The 20,212-nt window shown below is 67.5% G+C and carries 25 protein-coding genes; 19 read left to right on the top strand and 6 right to left on the bottom strand.

Features of this window, described 5'->3' with window-relative positions; all coding sequences use genetic code 11:
* Nucleotides 1-33: 33 nt before the first annotated feature.
* The 19 genes from EXR94_08900 to EXR94_08810 are packed head-to-tail and all read left to right on the top strand — an operon-like array spanning nucleotide 34 to nucleotide 14,338.
* Nucleotides 34-1,041 carry a glycosyltransferase family 9 protein gene (locus EXR94_08900; protein MSR02841.1) on the top strand — a complete coding sequence of 336 codons (1,008 nt, stop codon included), beginning with the start codon at nucleotides 34-36 and terminating at the stop codon, nucleotides 1,039-1,041.
* A gap of 3 nt (nucleotides 1,042-1,044) precedes the next feature.
* The gene (locus EXR94_08895; protein ID MSR02840.1) at nucleotides 1,045-1,404 is read left to right on the top strand and encodes a hypothetical protein; all 360 of its coding nucleotides are present in this window, start codon (nucleotides 1,045-1,047) and stop codon (nucleotides 1,402-1,404) included.
* 60 nt (nucleotides 1,405-1,464) lie between these two features.
* Nucleotides 1,465-2,214: a YebC/PmpR family DNA-binding transcriptional regulator gene (locus tag EXR94_08890; GenBank protein ID MSR02839.1), complete on the top strand. Its 750-nt coding sequence runs from the start codon at nucleotides 1,465-1,467 to the stop codon at nucleotides 2,212-2,214.
* Complete coding sequence (ruvC, locus tag EXR94_08885; protein MSR02838.1) at nucleotides 2,211-2,705, top strand: crossover junction endodeoxyribonuclease RuvC; 495 nt, start codon at nucleotides 2,211-2,213, stop codon at nucleotides 2,703-2,705. Before EXR94_08890 ends, ruvC begins: the two co-directional genes overlap by 4 nt.
* Nucleotides 2,573-3,304, top strand: a complete 732-nt coding sequence (gene ruvA / locus EXR94_08880; protein MSR02837.1) for a Holliday junction branch migration protein RuvA — start codon at nucleotides 2,573-2,575, stop codon at nucleotides 3,302-3,304. Before ruvC ends, ruvA begins: the two co-directional genes overlap by 133 nt.
* Nucleotide 3,305: 1 nt before the next feature.
* A complete protein-coding gene (locus EXR94_08875) occupies nucleotides 3,306-3,494 on the top strand; it encodes a hypothetical protein (protein ID MSR02836.1) in 189 nt (62 codons plus the stop codon).
* 7 nt (nucleotides 3,495-3,501) lie between these two features.
* On the top strand, nucleotides 3,502-4,524 hold the full coding sequence (ruvB, locus tag EXR94_08870; GenBank protein MSR02835.1) for a Holliday junction branch migration DNA helicase RuvB: 1,023 nt from the start codon (nucleotides 3,502-3,504) through the stop codon (nucleotides 4,522-4,524).
* The gene (gene queA, locus EXR94_08865) at nucleotides 4,517-5,551 is read left to right on the top strand and encodes a tRNA preQ1(34) S-adenosylmethionine ribosyltransferase-isomerase QueA (protein ID MSR02834.1); all 1,035 of its coding nucleotides are present in this window, start codon (nucleotides 4,517-4,519) and stop codon (nucleotides 5,549-5,551) included. The genes ruvB and queA overlap by 8 nt, the downstream gene beginning before the upstream one ends.
* A 2-nt stretch (nucleotides 5,552-5,553) precedes the next feature.
* Nucleotides 5,554-6,684: a tRNA guanosine(34) transglycosylase Tgt gene (locus tag EXR94_08860; GenBank protein MSR02833.1), complete on the top strand. Its 1,131-nt coding sequence runs from the start codon at nucleotides 5,554-5,556 to the stop codon at nucleotides 6,682-6,684.
* The gene (gene yajC / locus EXR94_08855; protein ID MSR02832.1) at nucleotides 6,681-7,013 is read left to right on the top strand and encodes a preprotein translocase subunit YajC; all 333 of its coding nucleotides are present in this window, start codon (nucleotides 6,681-6,683) and stop codon (nucleotides 7,011-7,013) included. The genes EXR94_08860 and yajC overlap by 4 nt, the downstream gene beginning before the upstream one ends.
* Before the next feature lies 1 nt (nucleotide 7,014).
* Nucleotides 7,015-7,548: a peptide deformylase gene (gene def / locus EXR94_08850; protein ID MSR02831.1), complete on the top strand. Its 534-nt coding sequence runs from the start codon at nucleotides 7,015-7,017 to the stop codon at nucleotides 7,546-7,548.
* Nucleotides 7,548-8,471 (top strand): methionyl-tRNA formyltransferase, encoded by a 924-nt coding sequence (locus tag EXR94_08845; GenBank protein ID MSR02830.1) that lies wholly within the window; start codon nucleotides 7,548-7,550, stop codon nucleotides 8,469-8,471. Before def ends, EXR94_08845 begins: the two co-directional genes overlap by 1 nt.
* A complete protein-coding gene (locus tag EXR94_08840; GenBank protein ID MSR02829.1) occupies nucleotides 8,468-9,085 on the top strand; it encodes a thiamine phosphate synthase in 618 nt (205 codons plus the stop codon). The genes EXR94_08845 and EXR94_08840 overlap by 4 nt, the downstream gene beginning before the upstream one ends.
* Nucleotides 9,082-10,398, top strand: a complete 1,317-nt coding sequence (locus tag EXR94_08835) for a hypothetical protein (protein MSR02828.1) — start codon at nucleotides 9,082-9,084, stop codon at nucleotides 10,396-10,398. Before EXR94_08840 ends, EXR94_08835 begins: the two co-directional genes overlap by 4 nt.
* Nucleotides 10,398-11,162, top strand: a complete 765-nt coding sequence (locus tag EXR94_08830; protein MSR02827.1) for a PASTA domain-containing protein — start codon at nucleotides 10,398-10,400, stop codon at nucleotides 11,160-11,162. The genes EXR94_08835 and EXR94_08830 overlap by 1 nt, the downstream gene beginning before the upstream one ends.
* A complete protein-coding gene (gene rpe, locus EXR94_08825; GenBank protein ID MSR02826.1) occupies nucleotides 11,162-11,836 on the top strand; it encodes a ribulose-phosphate 3-epimerase in 675 nt (224 codons plus the stop codon). Before EXR94_08830 ends, rpe begins: the two co-directional genes overlap by 1 nt.
* Nucleotides 11,837-11,887: 51 nt before the next feature.
* A complete protein-coding gene (locus EXR94_08820; protein ID MSR02825.1) occupies nucleotides 11,888-12,463 on the top strand; it encodes a TlpA family protein disulfide reductase in 576 nt (191 codons plus the stop codon).
* Nucleotides 12,464-12,467: 4 nt separating this feature from the next.
* Nucleotides 12,468-13,505: a tRNA (adenosine(37)-N6)-threonylcarbamoyltransferase complex transferase subunit TsaD gene (gene tsaD, locus EXR94_08815; GenBank protein MSR02824.1), complete on the top strand. Its 1,038-nt coding sequence runs from the start codon at nucleotides 12,468-12,470 to the stop codon at nucleotides 13,503-13,505.
* Nucleotides 13,502-14,338 carry a prolipoprotein diacylglyceryl transferase gene (locus EXR94_08810; GenBank protein MSR02823.1) on the top strand — a complete coding sequence of 279 codons (837 nt, stop codon included), beginning with the start codon at nucleotides 13,502-13,504 and terminating at the stop codon, nucleotides 14,336-14,338. The genes tsaD and EXR94_08810 overlap by 4 nt, the downstream gene beginning before the upstream one ends.
* Here the strand turns inward: EXR94_08810 and EXR94_08805 are convergent.
* Genes EXR94_08805 through EXR94_08780 form a run of 6 tightly spaced genes read right to left on the bottom strand, consistent with a single transcriptional unit; the run spans nucleotide 14,256 to nucleotide 20,211 of the window.
* Nucleotides 14,256-16,268 carry a c-type cytochrome gene (locus tag EXR94_08805; GenBank protein ID MSR02822.1) on the bottom strand — a complete coding sequence of 671 codons (2,013 nt, stop codon included), beginning with the start codon at nucleotides 16,266-16,268 and terminating at the stop codon, nucleotides 14,256-14,258. The genes EXR94_08810 and EXR94_08805 overlap by 83 nt on opposite strands.
* 40 nt (nucleotides 16,269-16,308) lie before the next feature.
* Nucleotides 16,309-16,692, bottom strand: coding sequence for a holo-[acyl-carrier-protein] synthase (gene acpS, locus EXR94_08800; protein ID MSR02821.1), 384 nt, complete (start codon nucleotides 16,690-16,692; stop codon nucleotides 16,309-16,311).
* On the bottom strand, nucleotides 16,683-17,375 hold the full coding sequence (locus EXR94_08795; protein ID MSR02820.1) for a hypothetical protein: 693 nt from the start codon (nucleotides 17,373-17,375) through the stop codon (nucleotides 16,683-16,685). Before EXR94_08795 ends, acpS begins: the two co-directional genes overlap by 10 nt.
* A complete protein-coding gene (locus EXR94_08790) occupies nucleotides 17,372-17,965 on the bottom strand; it encodes a hypothetical protein (protein ID MSR02819.1) in 594 nt (197 codons plus the stop codon). Before EXR94_08790 ends, EXR94_08795 begins: the two co-directional genes overlap by 4 nt.
* Complete coding sequence (locus EXR94_08785; protein ID MSR02818.1) at nucleotides 17,966-18,874, bottom strand: HAD family hydrolase; 909 nt, start codon at nucleotides 18,872-18,874, stop codon at nucleotides 17,966-17,968.
* Nucleotides 18,871-20,211 (bottom strand): sigma-54-dependent Fis family transcriptional regulator, encoded by a 1,341-nt coding sequence (locus EXR94_08780; GenBank protein ID MSR02817.1) that lies wholly within the window; start codon nucleotides 20,209-20,211, stop codon nucleotides 18,871-18,873. Before EXR94_08780 ends, EXR94_08785 begins: the two co-directional genes overlap by 4 nt.
* Nucleotide 20,212 lies beyond the last annotated feature (1 nt).

The raw sequence follows: 20,212 nt of genomic DNA, 5'->3' as shown, positions 1-20,212 counted from the left end.
CAAACCTAATAGGACGTTATCTTCTCAACCCTCGTGCCGCCCCGCATCTTGATGGTCAGATTGAGTTCGATGGGCGACGTGCTCTTGACCACGCCGTTGATTCGGGCTGTCCGGGAACGCCATCCGGACGCCACCATCACCTTCGTCACCAAGACCGTCTTCGCCTCGCTCCTCGCGGACAACCCTCGGGTCGCGGAGGTCATCGGCTACGATGCCCAAACGCCGTTGAAGGCGCTCGCTACCCGGATCAAGAGCGGCGGCTACAGCCACCTGCTCGACCTCCACGGAAGCCTCCGGACCCGGTGGCTTCGACTGTGGGTCGGCGGAACGTGGGGAGGGTATCCAAAACACCGGCTGGCCCGGACGCTCCTGATTCGGACCAAACTGGATCAGTACCGGGACCACCGTCCGGTGGCCGAGCGGTACTTCGATGCAGCTCGGAGCCTCGACGTCTCGCCGGTGGGCCATCCGCTCGAGTTCTTCGTTCGCCGCGACGCGATGGACGCTGCCCAACAGTTTCTGAACCAACGAGGGCTTGGCATCGATCGGCCGTTGATTGCGGTGTGCCCCGGGGCCCAGCACGCCACCAAACGGTGGTTGCTCCGGCACTGGCAGCACCTGGTAACCCGGCTGACGACCACCGGCTCGGACGTGGTGGTCTTGGGCGGGCCGGCCGACCGGCTCCTGGGTGAGGAGGTGGCGGCCGCGGGGGCCAAGTCCGCGGTGAATGCGGCGGGGGCCTTTGATTTTCCGGGGAGTGCCGCCCTGCTCAAGCTCTCGCACCGGGCCGTCAGCGGCGATACCGGGCTGATGCACCTCGCGACGGCGGTCCAGACTCCGGTGGTGGCCTTGTTCGGCCCGACGGTGCGCCAATTCGGGTTCTACCCCTACGGCGGGCGGGCCACGGTTCTCGAGCAGGACCTCCCCTGCCGGCCGTGTTCCGCCATGGGCGGCCCTGGGTGCCCTCTGGGCCACCACCGATGCCTGCTGGATATCACCCCGGACGACGTATTCGATGCCATCCGCCGCCTGCCCCGCTGATCGATGCTGACCCCAGCCACCCGGGGGCTGATCGACCTGATGAGATCGGCGCCCCGAGGCCCCCGTCGAGACGGCCTGTTTGCCCTCTGGCTGGCGGTCCACGTGGCGGAAGATCTTGGCTTGGCCACCGGCACCGCGGAACGGGCCTATCGGCGCCGGGTGGCCCTGCTAGAGCAGCGAATTTCCAGTCTGGCGCTCCCGTTGGCCCTCAATCGAGGCCTGGCCCGGATGATCGAGGGGCTGAAGAACGCGCCGGCCGGGCCGGCGGGGCCGCTCTTGAGCGGATTGGTTGGCCCAGTTCGAGAAGCCGTCGGAACCGATGCGGCCGACTTGGTCCAGAAGGCCGCCAGGAGCCTCCGGTAGCCTCCCGCCGCGACCGAAAAGCCCCTAAGTTGCGTCCCGGAATGCCCTGAGGAACGATCTATGGCTGGCCACAGCAAGTGGAAGCAAATCAAGCATAAGAAGGCCGCGACCGACAGCCGGCGGGCATCGGTTTGGACCAAGTGCATTCGGGAAATCACCGTGGCCGCCAAGGCCGGCGGGGGCGACCCCGGCGGGAACCCACGGCTCCGAACCGCCATCGATGCCGGCCGGGCCGTCAACATGCCCAACGAGAACATCGAGCGGGCCATCAAGAAGGGCACCGGCGAACTCGAGGGGCAGGTGTACGAGGACGTGACGTACGAGGGTTACGGACCCGGCGGGGCGGCGATCTACCTCGAAGGCACGACCGACAATGCCAATCGGACGGTCGCCGAGGTCCGCCACGCCTTCGCCAAGAACGGCGGCAACCTGGGCGCGACCAACTCGGTGGCGTGGATGTTCGATCGGAAGGGACAGATCTTCCTCACGGCGGCCCGATCTCCTGAGGAGGCCACCCTGGAAGCCGCCCTCGAAGCCGGCGCCGAGGATTTCGCCACCGAAGGCGAGCAATACGTGGTCACAACGGCCCCGAACGATCTCCACGGGGTTCAGGACACGCTCAAGGCCCGAGGCTATACCGTTGAGTCCGCGGAAATCGCCATGGTCCCGAGGAACACGGTGAAGGTCGAGGGCGACGACGCCGTCAGGTTGCTCAAGTTGGTCGAGATGCTCGAAGACCAAGACGACGTGTCCAAGGTGTTCGCCAACTTCGACATCGACGCCAGGACCCTGGCCGAAGCGGGGGCGTGACCGTTCTCGGGATCGATCCGGGTACCGCGGTCGTCGGCTACGGCGTGGTGGTAGCCGATCAGCCGGGTCGGCTCGCGCGGCTGATCGAGTGCGGCGTGATTCGGACCCCGGCCCGGACGCCGCTGCCGGCGCGGTTGCTGGCCATTCATGAGGGTCTGACCGAACTGTTCGCCCGCCACCGACCAACGGCGCTTGCCGTCGAAGACATCTTCTACGGCACCAATGTCCGGACCACCGCCGTCCTCGGACACGCCCGCGGGGTCATCCTGCTGGCGGGGGCCCTGGCTGGGATTCCGGTGTTCGAGTACCCCCCGGCCAGCATCAAGAAGGCCATCGTCGGGCGCGGTGCCGCGCAGAAATCACAGGTCGGATTCATGGTCGCCAAACTCCTCGGACTGAAGACCGCCCCGACGCCGGCCGACGCGGCCGACGGGGTCGCGGTTGCCCTCACCCATCTGCTGGCCGGCCGCGGGGCCCGGGCCGCCCGGTGATCTCGACCGTCACCGGCGTCCTCTCCGATCGGGCGGGCGAAACGATCGTGATCCAGACCGACGGCGGCGTGGGTTACGCTGTGACCGTGCCGGTGGGCGTACTGGAGCGCCTGCCGGCGCCCGGCCAGCGGTGCTCGCTGTTCATCGAAATGGTCATTCGCGAGGACGCCTGGACCTTGTTCGGCTTCGATCGGGCCGCCGACCGGGGCATCTTTCAGCGCCTGCTCGGCGCGAGCGGCTTCGGACCCAAACTAGCCATGGCCCTGCTCTCGAGTTTAGGCCCCGACCGGACGGTCCGGGCGATCCAGGCCAAGGACTTTGTTGCGCTGTCGACCGTCCCGGGCATCGGCCGGAAGAAGGCCGAACGGCTGGTCCTCGAATTGTCCGACCGGTTCGCCGAGGTCATCGTGGATGCCGGCCCCCGGAAAGGGTCGGCGGCCGAAGAAGCCACCCGGGCGCTCGCGGCGTTAGGCTACGCCTCGGTGGCGGCCGACGAAGCGATCCGGGCGGCCCTGGTCCAGGGACCCGACAGCGATGCCGCCGGGTTGATCAAGCGGGCCTTACACCAGTTGACGACACCCAAGCCGGGAGGACGATAGCATGATCGCCACATTACCGAAGCGAGCCCAGCAAACGGCGGAGTGGCTGTGCACCAAGTGCGGCTCCACCAATCGGAAGCTGGTGCCGATGAACACCGCGGTGGCGGACGATCGCTGCGTCACCTGCCGCGCCCGGCATGCGATCTGGCCGGCGGTCCGGCCGGTCCGGTGGAACTCCGAGGCGAAGTAGTCCCCCGATGACGCGGGTCGAGGTGACTACCCCGGACGAGCTGCCCGAGGAGGGCGGCACCGATGCGGCGCTCCGCCCGTCCCGGCTCGACGAGTTCGTGGGACAGGAGCATGTCAAGGCGTCGCTCCAGATCGCGATCGACGCGGCCAAGGCCCGGAAGGACGCCCTCGACCACATCCTGTTCTTCGGCCCGCCCGGCCTCGGCAAAACCACGCTGGCGATGCTGATGGCCCGCGAAATGGGCGTCCAGATCCGGACCACCTCCGGTCCGGTCCTCGAAAAGCCCGGCGACCTCGTCGGCATGCTCACCGGTCTCTCTAAAGGTGACATCTTATTCATCGATGAGATCCATCGGCTCCGGCCGGTGCTGGAAGAGTTTCTCTACCCCGCCATGGAGGACTTCCGGGTCGACGTCCGGATTGCCGAGGGGCCGAACGCCCAGACGATTCCGATGGCCCTCGAGCCGTTCACGTTGGTCGGCGCCACCACCCGGTTCGGACAACTGACCCCGCCGATGCGGGCCCGGTTCGGCATCGTGGAACGGCTGAACTTCTACCGTCCCGACGAATTGGCTCAAATCGTGACCCGCTCCGCTGCGATTCTGAACATTCCGGCCGAAGCCACCGGGGCCCTCGAGATCGCCAAGCGAAGCCGGGGCACGCCCCGGATCGCAAACCGGCTCCTCCGCCGGGTCCGGGACTACGCCGAGGTCAGGGCCGACGGCATCATTACGCCGGCGGTGGCCGCCGCCGCGCTGGAGCGGCTCAACGTCGATGAATTCGGCCTCGACGACATGGATGCCAGGATTCTTTCCACCATCATCGAGAAGTTCGGCGGGGGCCCGGTCGGCCTGCAAACGTTAGGCGCGGCCGTCGGCGAGGACAGCGGAACGCTGGAGGAAGTGTACGAACCGTATCTGCTCCAGCAGGGCTTCCTGGAGCGGACCTCCCGCGGCCGGGTGGCAACAGCCCAAGCTTACAAACGATTCGGCATCACGCCGCCGGCCAGCCAGGGACCGCTGTTTGACTGAGCCGGGCTTTAGGGTCTCTGACTTCGACTACCACCTTCCGCCCGACCTGATCGCCCAGACCCCGAGCGAGACCCGAGGGGCCAGCCGACTCCTCGACCTCGACCGGGCCACCGGCGCCCCCACCGACCGGATGTTCGCCGAGTTGCCCGGCTTGGTGCCGGCCGGCGATCTCCTGATCCTCAACTCGACCAAAGTTCGTCACGCGCGGCTGATCGGATGGCGGCCGAGCGGCCGGCCCGCCGAGGTCCTCTTGATCCACCCGGCGGCCGATGGTTGCTGGATTGCCATGGGCAAACCGGGCAGTGCCCTGAAGCCCGGCAAACGCATAGCGTTAGGCGAAACGGCCGCGATCGAAACGGTCGAAGTCCTCGACGGGCCCAACCGGCTGGTCCGGTTCATCGGGATCACCGCCGAGGCCGCCATGACCGCGTACGGCCGGCTTCCGCTGCCGCCCTACATCACCCGCGAACCGACCCAGGCGGACGATGACCGCTACCAAACCGTGTATGCCGAACGGCCCGGGAGCGTCGCGGCGCCCACGGCCGGCCTCCACTTCACCCCGGCAATCCTGGCAGAGCTGGCCACCAATGGCGTCGGGATCGGCAAACTCGACCTCGAGGTCGGACCGGGGACCTTTCGCCCGCTGGGGGGCGACGACCCGGCCACCCACCCGATGCACCGGGAGTCGTTTACCATCTCCGCCGAGTTAGCGGATCGGATTCGGGCCACCCAGGCGAGCGGCGGAGCGATCTGGGCGGTCGGCACCACGGTAGTGCGGGCCCTCGAGTCGGCAGCCACCGAAGCCGGCGTGGCCGTCGGACCGCAAGAAACCACGCTGCTGATTCTCCCGGGGTTTCGGTTTCAGGTGGTAGACCGATTGATCACGAATTTTCACCTGCCCCGTTCCACCCTGCTGATGCTGGTGAGCGCATTCGGCGGCGGGCCCGAGATCCGGGCGGCCTACCGGCACGCGGTCGACCAGCGGTATCGCTTCTACTCCTACGGTGACGCCATGGTGGTCCGGTGACCATGTTCGACTTTGACCTGACCCATACCGACGGCGACGCCCGGGCCGGCACCCTCCACCTGCCCCACGGCAAGGTCCAGACCCCGGCGTTCATGCCGGTCGGCACCCTCGGGGTCGTCCGGGGTCTCCACCCCGCCGAGGTCGAGCGGACCGGGGCCCAGATCATTCTCGGGAACACCTACCACCTCCACCTCCGGCCCGGCGAGGACGTGGTCCAGGCGCTCGGCGGGCTCCACCGGTTCACGACGTGGCGGAAGCCGATGCTGACAGATTCGGGCGGATTTCAGGTGTTTTCCCTGGAGACGCTTCGCAAGATCACCGAAGAAGGAGTCGAATTTACCAGCCACGTGGACGGAAGCCGGCGGTTCCTCTCGCCTGAGAAAGCCATGGAGATCCAGTGGGCCCTCGGCGCTGACATCGCGATGGCCTTCGATCACGTCGTCCCCGGTGGCTCGACCCACGCCCATGCCGAAGAGGGCATGGAACGATCGCTTCGGTGGTTGGCCCGGTGCCGGGCCCGCCACGCGGAGTTAGCGGCAGGCTCGGAGGCCCAGACGTTTTGGCCGATCATTCAGGGAGGGACCTACGCCGATCTTCGGCTCCGGTCGCTCGAGGGCACCCTGGCGGAGGGGCCCTGGACCGGTACCGCCATCGGCGGGCTGTCGGTCGGCGAGCCAAAGCCGGTCATGCATCGGGTACTGGAGGAACTGGGCCCCCGCCTGCCCCGGGACCGCCCTCGTTATCTTATGGGGGTTGGATTTCCGGAAGATCTGGTCGAGGGAATCGCTCGGGGCGTTGATGTGTTCGACTGCGTTGCCGCCACCCGGAACGGCCGCCATGGCAGTGCATGGACCATGAGTGGGCGGGTCAACATCCGCAAAGCGACCAACCGGATGGCCGCGGGTCCGTTGGATCCGGACTGCGACTGCGAAACCTGCCAACGGTTCTCGCGGGCGTATCTCCGTCATCTGTTCGTGGCGGATGAAATCCTGGGACTGCGATTGCTGTCCCTGCATAATGTGCGGTTTCTGGTCCGGATCGGCGAGTTGGCTCGCGCGGCGATCCTGGAAGGCCGCTTTACTCCATGGCGCCACGAGTGGGTCGGGCGCTACACCCAAGGTGACGACGCATGACTTCGACGCAGTTCCTTTTCGCATTGATGGCCCCGACGGACAGCGGCAGCATGGGCACGATCGTCCTGGTCGGCCAGTTGGCCCTCCTCTTCGTGATCTTCTATTTCCTGCTGATCCGGCCCCAGAGCCAAGCCCGGAAGAAGCACGCCGAGCTCCTGGCGTCGCTCAAGAAGAATGACGAGGTCGTCACCGCCGGCGGACTGATCGGGAAAGTCAAAGACATCAAAGACAACCGGATCACGATCGAAACCGGCACCGCCCAAGTCATCGTCGAACGGGGGCGAATCGTCCAGATCGGCAGCGAAGTGTCGCCGACCGCCACACAGTAAAATGGCGCTGCTGGACATCCATCTGCTGGGCTCGCCGCCGCTCAGGGCCAGGAGCGCCGAACTCGGCGCCGTCGACGACCGGACCCGGCAGTTCGTGGCGGATTTGTTCGAAACGATGGACGCCGCCAAGGGGGTTGGCCTCGCGGCCAACCAGGTCGGCATCACGGAGCGGGTGGCGGTCGTCAGCGTCGAAGACGATCGGTTTGCGATGATCAATCCGGTCATCGTGAGTGCCGAAGGCCGGGTCCGGGCCGAAGAGGGCTGCCTCTCGCTGCCTGACGTGTTCGGTGAGGTGACCCGCCCCGAGCGGATCGTCCTCGAAGCCCTCGACGAGCACGGGCAGGGATACCGCCGCGAACTCGACGGCTACGTGGCCCGCGCGGTCCAGCACGAGATCGACCACCTCGACGGCATCCTGTTCTTCGACCACCTCAGCATTCTCAAACGCGAGATCCTCCTCCGCCGCTGGAAAAAAGACAACAAGGGCAGCGGCCTGATCCGTAAGGTCGTTCCGGAGGACGACGACCCGGCGTAATGCGGATCGTGTTCTTTGGGACGCCCGAGTTTGCCGTCCCGAGTCTCGAGACGTTGCTGGGTCTTGGGGTCACGGTCGTGGGCGTGGTCACTCAGCCCGACCGGCCCCGCGGCCGCTCCCGATCGACGCTTGAGCCGCCGCCGGTCAAGGTGCGGGCCCTGGCCGCGGGCATTCCGGTCCTCCAGCCGGAGCGACCCACCGGGCCCGAGTTTCTCGACCAGTGCCGCGCCTTCGACGCCGACCTCGGCGTGGTGGTGGCCTACGGGCACCTGCTCCGGCCGGCGTTGCTCGAGATCCCCAGGCTCGGGATGATCAACGTCCACGCGAGCCTGCTCCCGCGGTGGCGCGGGGCGGCCCCGATCCAATGGGCCATCGCCCACGGCGACCCGGCCACCGGCGTCACCATCATGCGGATGGAAGCCGGCCTCGACAGCGGTCCGGTCCTGCTGGCCAAGGAAACCCCGATCGGCCCGACCGATACCGGCGGCGAGCTGACCGCCCGACTCGCAACGTTAGGTGCGGCGGCCCTGCAGGAGGCGATTGACCGGTTCCGCCAGGGGACCGCCGTCTTCCACCCGCAGGACCCCACCCGAGTCACCCTGGCCCCGAAGATCGGCCGCGAGGTGGCCCGGATCGACTGGACCAAGCCGGCCGATGACGTGGCCAACGGCATTCGGGCGTTCGACCCCGTGCCGGGCAGTTGGACGACGCTGGCCGGCCGGGACCTCAAGTGCTTCGCGCCACGACCCGTCAAGGGGAACGGCCGCCCCGGAACGGTCCTCTGGCTGAGCCCTGACTTGGTCGTAGCCGCCGGAACCGGAGCCGTGGCCATCGGCCACGTCCAGCCGGCTGGCAAACCTCGCATGAACACGCTCGACTGGCTCCGGGGGCGACCGCTCGCGATCGGCGACCAGCTCGGATGAGGCCGCTGCCGCGCCTGCTCGCCCTGACCGACCATCACGTCGTCGGCACCGAGGATTTCGCGATCAAGGCGGCCGCCATCGCCTCCGCCGGACCCACCGTCGGCATCGTGGTTCGGGCCCCTGGTACCCCAACCAGCCACCAGATGGCGCTGTTGCTTCGGGTCCGGGCCTTGGTCCGGCCCCCGGAAGCGGCCTTCCTGGCGTCCGGCGATCCGGCGTTAGGCGCCGCGACCGGGGCCCACGGCCTCGTGTTGGACGCCGACGGCCCGGCGGCGTCGGGTGCCCGGAAGATCTTTCAGGCCGGACGGATCGGCATCGTGGTCCGGTCCGTCACCGAGGCCGAAGCCGCGGTGGCCGGCGGCGCCGACTTCCTGATCGCCGGCCCGGTGTTTCCCTCGTCGGCCGATCCTGATCGGGGAGGGCTCGGCCTCGACTGGCTCCGGCACATCGTCACGCTCGGCATCCCGGTGGTGGCGTGCGGCGGCATTGGCGTGGACCAGGTCGGCTCGGTCCGAGCGGCCGGCGCGTGGGGCATCGCCGCCACCACGGCCCTCTGGTCGGCCTCTGATCCGGCGCGGGCGGCCGATCAGCTCGTCCGCGAGTTGGCGGCATGACCGGAGCCGACGAGCCCGGACTCGGACCTCGCTTTGCCGCCTGGCGGGTACTCCACGATGTCCGGCACGGCGTGCCCTTCGACGTCGCCCTCCGCCGGGCGGTCAAAGACCTCGACACCGACGACCGCCGGTTGGCCCACGAACTCGCCGCCGGCGTGTTCCGGGCCCGAACCCACCTCGATTCATCGCTGGCCGGGGGCATCGAACGGGGCATCGACAGCGTCAAGGCCGACACCCTGGACGTCCTTCGCCTCGGCGCATTCCAACTACTGCACTTGGACCGGGTGCCTCCCCATGCCGCCGTGCAAAGCACCGTCGGGGTGGCCCGGCGGTTCGGAGGACGCAAGGTCGCGGGGTTCGTCAATGCGGTGCTCCGCCGAATGGCGGACGGCCACGCCGATCGGGTTGACTTGGGGGGAACCGAGGGTGGCGCCGCGATGCTGTCCCGCGAGTTTTCCCACCCCGAGTGGCTGGTGGCGCGATGGCTGGCCCGGTTCGGGCCAGAGGAAACCCCCGGCCTGCTGACCTGGAACAACACCCGGCCTAAGTTGGTGATCCAGCCCGCCCGGTGGTCGCGGAGCCAAGTGGAAGCCGGCCTGACCGCGGCCGGGATCACGTTCCGGCCGGCTCCGTTCGACGCGGGGCTCATCGTCTCGGCCAAGAAGCCGGCGGAGATGCCCGGATACGCTGACGGTGCCTTTGTCGTCCAGGACCCGGCTCAGCGGCTGGTGACCCGATTCTTGGCCCCCGACCCGGGCGCCATTCTCTACGACGCCTGTGCCGCGCCCGGCGGCAAGTCCATTGCGCTCGCAACCGGACGGTCGCTGGTCATCGCGGCCGACCGGACGAGAGTCAGGGTCCGCCGGCTGGCCGAAAATCTGACGCGGGCGGCGCCACCCAACGTGCTGGCGTTGTTGGCCGACGTGACCAAACCACCGATTCGGCCCGTTGGGGCGGTTTTGCTCGACGTCCCTTGCCTCGGCACCGGCACTTTTGCCCGTCATCCCGACGCTCGGTGGCGGGTCGCGCCCGAGGCTCTACAGAGCTTGGCCTATCAGGCCGGCCGATTTCTGATCCAGGCCGCCGAAGTCGTGGCCCCGGGGGGATTACTATTATTCGCAACCTGTTCGCTGGAGCCCGAGGAGAACGAAGCCCAGGTCGCCCGATTCCTCGATGGCGACCCCCGGTTTCGCCGCGAACCGTCGACCAATGTCCCGGCCGAGTTGCTGAACGCTGACGGCGATTTGGTCGTGTTGCCCCAACGGCACGGAACGGATGGCGCCTATGCCGCCCGACTGCGCAGAATCCTGTGATGACGACGCCGAACCCGCCTCGACGACCTCGAATCCCCTTGCCGAAGACGATCGTGGGGCGGCGGCGCTTGACGACGGCGGTGGTCCTGCTCGGATCGGGACTGGCCGGGTATCTCACGACCTGCATCGCGTACCCGGGACCGATCTTCCAACAGGACCATGTCGTGCCCCGCCTGATCGGGCTTCCGATCGCAGCCGCCGAGCAGTCGTTGTCGGGCCAGGGCTTCAAGGTCCAGGTCGAGGGTGAGGAGGCCGATCCGGAGGCGCCCGCTGGCACGGTGCTGTGGCAGGATCCCCCGCCCGACCTGGTGGTCCCGCAGGGCACCACGGTCACCCTGACGAAGAGCGCCGGCCCGTCGCCGATTCTGGTGCCGGACCTGACCGATTTTGAGCTCGAGGCCGCCATTCGGGTCCTGATCACCGCCGGCCTCAAAGTCGGTGGCGTCGACACCGTGCCCGGTGGAGCCGACCCGGACGTCATCGTCAACACCAGACCCGCGGCCGGGGCGCCCAAGAAACCAGGAAGCACTATTGACCTGATCGTGAGCCAAGGGCCGGCGGAACTCGACGTGCCTAACGTCGTCGGCCTCCGGCCTGACGACGCCAAGCGCCGCTTGGAAGCCGCCGGGTTTACGGCGGGCCGGATCCGGACGGGGGACGGCCGCCGGGGACCGCCGGGCTCCGTCCTCGAGCAACTGCCGGCGGCGGGGTCCCGCGCCGTCCACCGAACCCGAATCGACCTGATCGTCGCGGAGACCAATTGATGAAGCCCGCCCGGATTGCCCCCTCCGTCTTGGCCGCCGATCTCGGCCGGCTCAAGGAACAGATCAGCCAAGTCGAAGCCGGTGGGGCCGACTGGATTCACATCGACGTCATGGACGGCCACTTCGTCCCGAACCTGACGTTCGGTGGCCCGGTCATCAAGGCCCTCCGAAAACTCACCGACCTTCCGCTCGACGTCCACCTGATGGTGACGGAACCGGAAAAATACCTGGCGGAGTATGCCGACCTCGGGGCCCACACGTTCGCGTTCCACCCGGAGGCGACTCGCCACGTGCAGCGGCAACTCGCGGCGGCCCGGGAACGCGGAATGAAGGCGGGGCTCGTGCTCAACCCCGGCACCCCGCTCTCCCTGATCGCCGAAGTGATTCCCGATCTCGACTTGGTGTTGGTCATGTCGGTCAACCCCGGATTCGGGGGCCAGGGGTACTGGCCCGGCGCCACTGACAAGATCCGCCGGCTCAAGGCCATGCTCGATGAGGCCGGTTCTTCCGCGCTCATCGAAATCGACGGTGGCATCACCGCCCAGACGATCGGCACCGCCTATCAGGCAGGCTCTGAGATGTTCGTGGCCGGGACCGCCGTCTTCGGGGCGGCCGACCCGGCGGCCGCGGTAGCGGGGCTCAAGGCGGCCTGCGTTCCCAGGACCATCGCCTAGGATCGCCAGGGGCACTGACCGGACGACACCTCTCCCTAGTATTCTTGATCCATGCGCAAACAATGGACCTTCGTCATCGCGATCGTGCTGGGCCTCGTCGCGGGCGCCTATGCCCTGGTGAAATTCGGCAACCGGCCCCGTCCGGTCGAGGTCGGCCAAAGTGCCCCTCGATTTTCGGCGGTCAACCTGAAAACCGGCGATACGGTTTCGATGCAAGGCGTCTACCGGGGCAAAGTCGTCCTGGTCAACCTCTGGGCCACGTGGTGCGTCCCCTGCCGCAAAGAGATGCCGGCCATGGAACAGCTCTATAAGGAGCTCGGGCCCAAAGGGTTCAAGATCGCCGCGGTCAGCGTCGACGAAGGCGACACCAAAGATGTCCTGGCCTTTGCCGAGGAATTCGGGCTGACCTTCGACATTCTTCACGACGGCGACGGCTCGGTCCAGAAGGCCTTCCAGACAATCATGTTCCCCGAGAGCTTCCTGATCGACCAAGACGGCATCATCGTCAAGAAGATCATCGGCGAGCATCCGTGGAGTTCTGACGCGAGCCGCCAGACCATTGCCCAATTGCTGGGGATCGCGCTCGCTCCAGCCGCCCCCGCCGTGGTACCCGCCCCGGGTGGCTGACCTCATCCTCGGGATCGAGACCAGTTGCGACGAGACCTCGGCCGCCCTGCTTGCCATCGACGGCGGGCGGCCAATGCTCCGCAGCCTGGTCATCTTGTCCCAGGATGTGCACCGGGTGTTCGGCGGCGTCGTCCCGGAACTCGCCAGCCGGGCCCACGTCCGGACCATCGACCCCGTGGTGGCCCGGGCGTTCGCTGAAGCGGGGGTGAGCCCGGAGGACATCACGGCGATCGCGGTGACCGCCGGCCCCGGCTTGATCGGCGCGCTCCTGGTGGGGGTGATGTACGCTAAGGGCCTGGCATTGTCGCTCGGCAAACCACTCATCGGCGTCCACCACCACGAAGGGCATCTCTTCGCGCCTTGGCTCGAAGATCCCACCCTCGAGGCTCCGTTTGTCGCGCTGCTGGTCAGCGGCGGACATACCATGCTGATCGATGTGCCGGCCTGGGGCGAATACCATTTGCTGGGCGAGACGCTCGACGACGCCGCCGGCGAAGCGTTTGACAAGGTCGGCACCCTGCTCGGATTGGACTACCCCGCCGGCGCCGCCCTCGAACAACTGGCCGCCACCGGCAACCCGGCCCGGTTCCGATTTCCCCGCCCCCTGTTCAAGGACGGATTGGCATTTTCGTTCAGCGGACTCAAGACGGCCGTCCTCCGCGCCGTTCGCGCCAGCCCCGACCTCGACCATGACCGAGCCGACCTGGCGCGGGGATTCCAGGACGCCGCGATCGACGTCCTGGTCGAAAAAACCGCCCGGGCCACCGAAGCGCTCGGCAGGCGCCGAGCCACGCTCGTCGGCGGAGTCGCCTGCAACCGGACCCTGGCCGCTCGGCTTCGGGACCGGCTCGGCGCCCGCGCCGAGGTCGTGGTCGCCTCGCCCCGACTCAACACCGATAACGCCGCGATGATCGCGGCCGCCGGGGCGTGGCACTTGGCCCGCGGCGAGCGGAGCGGGCCCGACCTCGAACCCTTCGATTGGCAACCGATGCCGGGCCTGGTCCGGCCGGCCGACCTCCACCTGGCAAAGACCTCCTCATGACTACGGTGTACCCACTCGTCTTTCGGATCGGCAGCTTCGAGATCACCGGCTTCGGCATCGCGATGATGCTGGGGTTCGTGGTCGGCGGCTGGCTGATTGCCCTGGAGCTTCGGCGGCGCCGGTGGAACGAGGAATACGGCGCCGACATGATCGTGGCGGCGGTCATCGGCGGCGTCCTCGGGGCCAAGCTCTGGTACGTGGCGCTGACCCAGGACATGGGTGCCCTGTTATCGCGCGGCGGCCTGGTGTGGTACGGGGGCTTCCTTGGAGGCCTGGCCGCCGTGGTATTGAACGGCTGGCGGCGCGGGGTCCCGATCCGGATCACTGCGGAGCTCTCGGCCCCGGCGCTCGCGGGAGCCTACGCCATCGGGCGGATCGGCTGCTTCGTCGTGGGCGATGACTACGGCCGGCCGACCGACCTCCCGTGGGCGGTCAAGTTTCCCCAGGGACTTCCCCCGTCAACCGCCGGGAACCTGGCGAATTTGTTCGGGATCCCCGTGCCCACCGGTACCGATCCATCCACCGTGCTGGCCGTCCATCCGACCCAGTTGTACGAGGTCGCGATCATGCTGGGCGTGTTCATGGTGCTATGGCGCTGGCGGCTCGGCACCCGGCCATTCGGGTGGCTGTTCGGGGCCTATCTGATGTTTGCGGGGACCGAACGATTCTTGGTGGAGGTCCTGCGCGCCAAAGACGACCGGGTCTTGGGGGTGTTCACTATTGCCCAAGCCACTAGCCTCTTGGTCGTGATTACTGGGCTTGTGGTCGTGAACCGGCTCGCCCGCGCCGCGAACCCCGCCCCGGGCGCCTATCTGACGAAGGCGCCGTCGTAGCGGGCAGCCCCGCCGGAATCTCCCGGCGGGGCGCGATGATGAACGTCCACACCAACGCCGTCCCGGCCAACACTACCAGGACTCCTTGGGCTACCAACGACTCGATGGTCGGATAGATCCCGAAGGTCGGGGCCCGGAACATCCAGTCGATTGGCGTCAAGCTGAGGAAGCCGCCCTCTTGCAACTCTGCCACCGCGGTGCCGGCAAAGATGAAAGCCATGACGTACAACAGTCCGCTGGTGACGCCGAAGAACGGCCGGAGTGGTAGCCGAACCCCGAACCGATTGATCGCGACGTACACCGCACCGAGGACCGCCGCCGCCACCAGGAAGCCGAGCACGATCGGAGCCGCCGTCTCACTGGTCCCGCCGGAGACCGCCAGGGCTTTATAGAACAGCACCGTTTCGAAACCCTCCCGGTACACCGCCAAGAAGGCCACCGAGGCCAGGGCAAACATCGAGCGCTTCGTCAGCGCCGCCGACAGCTTGCTCCTCACGAACTGATTCCACTTGGCCACCTCCATTTTCGACAGCAACCAATAGCTCACGGAGAACAGCATGACCGTCGCGATGACCATCGTCAGGCCTTCGAGCGCCTCTTGCTGGGCCGGCTTGATCCGGAAGATGGTCTCGATCACCACCGCCGTGACGACGCTGAGCACCAGGGCCGCCACCACACCAAGGTGGATATGCCGGCGTCGGTCACTAGCGCCGACCTTCCCCAAGAAGGCAATCAAGGCGCCAATGACCAGGATGGCTTCGAGACCCTCGCGGATCAGAATGAGGAAAGACTGGATGAAGAGCGAGATCGGGGTCAACGACGTCCCGAGGGTCCGTTCCGACCGGTCGAGAACCCGAATCAGTTCCTCGCGCACCGCCGCCTGGGTGGCCCGATCCGCCGGCTCGCGGAGCGCGGCAAACGCCCGCTCGGCCCGGGCCACCAATGCAGGATCTTTGATTCGGAGCTCGCGCTCAAGTGCCTCGAAGGCCATGTAGGCCCCAATGGCGGCGCTTTGGGCCGCGTCGGGCTGGCCGGACGTCGCCAACTCGAACACTGAGTCGATCCGGGCCCGGACGGTCGCGAACACCGACCCGACGTCCCGCACGGCGGATCCGTCCGCGACCGCTCGAATGGCCGCGACGCGAGCCAGCGAGGTGCTGCCGAGGGAGTCGAGCAGGGCGGCATCGCCAAGGACGGCGGTTTTCGAAAAGCCGGCCAGACCGGCCGGCACCGACCCCCGAGCCGGCGGCAATCGGAGGGTGCTGGCGTACAGGGCCACCGCCCAGCGGTCCGCCACCGACAACGAGGATTCGAAGCTGGCCATGGCCGTTCCGGCCACCCCGATCGTGATCCGCCGGTAGAAATCGAGCGGGCTGGCCTCGTGGAAAAACACTGAATCGGCCAGCCGGCTTGGCGGCGGGCTCAGACCAAGAGCCGATGGGCCGTCGGCGCCGCCGGTCAGACCGTGACAAGCGGCGCACTGCCGCCGGTAGATCGACTCGCCGCGGGCCAGCGAAGGCGCCGCGGCCGGCACTTCGTCAATCGTCACCTGCATCGCCCGAGCGAGCCCCTGCACGAGCGCTTCCACGTCACGCTGGACCGAGTCCGGCGATCCCGTCTGCTCAACTTGCGCAATGATCCTGGCCAGAGCCTCGACGGTCGGGACCGAATGGCCTGCCGGGAGTAATCCGGCGGCTTTGCGGGCTTCCGCGAGAAACAACTTGGCTTCATCAACTTCGGGCGCCAGAACAACCACGCCGCCGCGGACACCGAGTCCATACTCTTCGGCGGCGAGGCGGGCGGTGGTGGCCACCCTTCGAAGAACTTGGGCCGAATCCGGTCGGGGAGCCTGCGAAGCGGCCGGATCGGGAATCAATGTCCCGGCCGCGGCCGCTAGGATGAGAATGAGTTTCAAGTAGTTCCGCTGCATCGGCCCTAAACTAGAGCGCCGGGCTCGGAATTGGAAGGAGTCAGTCTTCGAGAATCGCCGTCGCCACGGCGGAAAGATCGGAGTGGGTCAGTGAGACATGGATCTTGGCACCCACCCGTTCACCCGCGACCCGGGCCGCCAGGCCATGCAATCGAATGGTTGGGCGACCGTATTCACCCCGCACCACCTCGATCTCCCGCCACCCGATCGCCCGCGAATTCGGCAGCGACTGCAAGGCCTTATACACCGCCTCCTTGGCGGCCAGCCGCACCGCCAGATGGCGGGGCGGATGAGGCATGCTGGTGACGTATGCAATCTCATCGGCGGTCAGCAAGCGCTCAATCACCCGCTTCCGGTGAGCGACCAGCATCGCCTCCGCGCGGGCAATGTCCACGACGTCAACACCCAGCCCAATCACGGCCATGGCAGGCTCCAGAACCAATCGTTCACGGGGTCAAGCCACTCCGGTCTGGGCAGGTACCCCCCAAGCACCAGACCGAACCACCCCGAGACGACCAGCCCAACCGCAAGGGCAATGAACCACGGGGCCGGCGACGGCTTCCACTGCCCGACTCGCTCCACCACCGGTTCCGCGGCGGCCAGCTCGGCCTGGATCACCATTTCGAGATCCTCCCAGGAATCCTCCAACGCCACGACGGCCCGGCGAACTGCATCCCACCAGCCAGAGCCGGCGGGAAACCCGCGAGCCAACCGGCTCTCGAGCGGAATCCCCGCCGCTTCGACCTTCGCCACCAGGATCCGCCGGGTTTCCTCCGTCGGAAGCAACGACGTTAGGCGGCGGGCGGGATAGCCAGATCGTTTTCCCGCCGCCGAGATCCGCCCGGCAATGAGAGCACTCGTGTTCGAAGCGGCTTGGTGGGCCGCCCGCCGCCACAGTTCGAGCCAGGCACCCCGGTCGAGCGCGGCACGCCCGCCCCCCTCATCGCCCGTCAGCAAGAACTCCCGGGCCGATTGGGTTCGCTCGAAGAGATCGGTCACCAACTGAAGTCGAACCGCGTCAAGCCCGACGCCGGGATCGGAGAATCGCCGGACCGCATCCGCGAGCCGGCCAAGATAAGGGCCAATCTCGGGTATCTCGGCGATCACCGGAGCGCTTCCCAACTCGGCCGGTCGGGGCCGAGTTCCGCGAGCGACACCGCCGCACGCTGACCGGTCCGGATCTCATAGCGGCCGACGAACGCCGCCAACGCATCGGTGTGATACGCCTCCCGGGCCACACCCAACAGCGCGACGGCCTGCTCGATGGCCCCGGCGGGGCCTTCGACCTCCATCAGCACATCCATCCGGGGGTACCACTCCAGCCGGACGACGGCCTCGGCCACACCGTAGCACTCGACGTACCGGTCGATCGCATGGACCGGCCGATATCCGAGCGCCGCCATAACCCTGGCCAGGCCCTCCGCGCCGACGACCCCGAACTCGTGCTCGTCGCGGATTTTATAGCCGGCCTCGACGGTGGTCGGTCCCTTCCAGGCCACTTGAATGTCGATCGACCCGTCCGTGCCTCGATACTCGCGAACTCGAAGCACCTCATCTCGCGCGGCTAATTCATCGGCCCGGTCGAACCGGCGATCGGCCATCTGTCCTCGGAACTGGACCAACGCACCGGCGGCGGTGAGCCTGGCCTTGATCACTTCCGGGTCGGCGACCACGGCTTTCAGTTCCCGCTCCAGCATTCAGCGGGTCCCGAGAATGGTCGCGTGGACGGCCGCGGTATCGGAGAGGTCGACCAAGACGTGGTCGGCCCCGGCCCCCGCGAGATGATCGGTCGAAAAGCTCCCGGTCGCCACCCCGATCGATCGGGCACCCACGCCCCGGCCGCACGTCACGTCGGCCGGGGTATCACCGATGATGACGATCTCCTCGCCCTTGGGACGCCGCCCGAAGATCGCCCTGGCCCGGTCGACCGCAATGGCCGGGAGCTCGGCCCGGATATGGTGGTCAGAACCGTAGGCTCCGACTTGGAACTGCTCGGTTTGGATCTTGACCGCCTGGAGCTTGAGCATCGCGCCCCGGGTCACATTACCGGTCAGCAGCCCGAGGACGATGCGATCGTCATCAACTAACGACTGGAGCAGGGGTCCGACCCCCGGCATGACGGTGGACCGGCCCGCGAATTGGGCCAAGTCCTGCTCGAGGTAGCTGAGATACCGGTCGAGGACCCGCCCGATCCGGGCGGGATCCGGCCGCTCCGGATGGCCGGCCGCCTCGAACAGCTCGGTGACGATCTGGGGGTCGGTCTTGCCGTCAAACCGGACTTGGTCCACTTGTTCCGGCCCAATCCCGGCGTCGTCCGCAACCGCGGCCAGGATCGCCCGGCGGCCGGCTCCGCCCGACAACAGCAACGTTCCGTCGATATCGAACAGCACCAATCGGCGGGTCACGCGGGCTCCGCGGGGGCCTGGCCTTCGGCCTGCTGGCACTCGGTGCACCGGACGACACCGCGGAACATGCAGATGAGGCAGATGAACGTGCCGCAGCCGTCGCAGGGATATCCCTCCGACGCCCGCTCGTCCCGGCCGCAGGCCCGGCAGGTCATCGAATCGGTCGGGGTCTTCTTCTCTCCCGGCATGCGGCCTCCTCAGTCGACGATTTGGTAGAGCTTGATCTTGTTGATCAAGGTGGCCCGGGAAATTCCCAACTCCTTCGCAGCGCGGGTCCGGTTGGCTCCGTGATACCGAAGGGTCCGGTCAATATGCTGGTGCTCGAGGGCCTCCAGCGTCATCGGCGTGTGACGGCGGTCGCCGAGTCCGGTTCGGGCCCGGAACTCTCCCGGCAGGTGCTCGACGTTGATGGTCACCTGCCCCTTGGCCACCAGCATGGCCCGCTCGAGCACGTTCTGCATTTCGCGGAGGTTGCCGGGCCAGGAGTAAGCCAGACACCGTTCGTGGGCGTCGACCACGAGCGCCTGGGGCCCATCGGGCATCAGGGTCTTGAGATCCTCATGCATCAGCGTCACCAGGCCGAGCCGGTCTTCCTGACTCCGGTCCCGGACGGGCGGCAGCGCCAACGGCATCACACTCAAGCGGTAGAAGAGATCTTCCCGAAATCGGTGGGCCTCGACATCCGCGGACAGATTCCGGCGGGTCGTCACGATCAGTCGGGTATCGACGCTGATGTCGTCGTTGCCGCCCAGGCGCCGGAAGGTTCTGGTTTCGAGGACCCGGAGGAGTTTCGGCTGGATTTCCGCCGGGAGGTCGCCAATCTCGCGGAGCAGAAGGGTGCCCCCATCGGCAATCTCCAGCAACCCGCGGCGGCGTCCGGTGGCCTCCACGAAAGCGCCCCGCTCATGGCCGAACAACAGGGACTCGAGGTACGCGGGATTCGCCCCGCTGCACCGGACTTCAAGAAACGGCTTGCCGGCTCGGGAGCCCAGGTCGTGGATCAGCCGCGCGGCCCACGCTTTCCCGACGCCCGACTCGCCGGTGAGCATCAGCGTGGTCCGGTCGCTTTGGGCCAGGAGGGAAATCTGATGGGCCAGCTGCTTCATCCCCGCCGAGGTCCCCAGCGAATCGAGCCCGTGGGCGGGGGCTGATCGTTCCATCATCGTTCGGGTCACCCGCCGATTTCGGGTGGTCCGCGCCACGGCGGACGCCACCTTGAGCAGCACGCCGGGGTTGGCTCTGGTGTCGACCACCTGGCACGCACCGGCCTCGATCAGCTGGGCGGCCACCGCGGGATCGGGGCCGTCGCCAAAGAGGACGACGGGAGCCTCGTCGGCCCCGAGCGATCCAATGGCGCCGGGAACGGCCCCGAGACTCATCGAGAGCAACACGGCATCGGGAGTCAGCCGGGCCAGGGTTGCGACGCCGGCTTCGATCGACAACTCACGAATGACCTCGTGGCCGGTTTCTTCGAACCGGGCCCCGATCGCGCGAAGGACGGAGGGGTCGTCGTGCACCAGCAAAATCGAGTCGGTCATC

This window comes from Gemmatimonadota bacterium (genome assembly GCA_009692115.1).
Lineage (GTDB): Bacteria > Gemmatimonadota > Gemmatimonadetes > Gemmatimonadales > GWC2-71-9 > SHZU01.
This window is presented reverse-complemented; position numbering and strand designations above follow the sequence as displayed.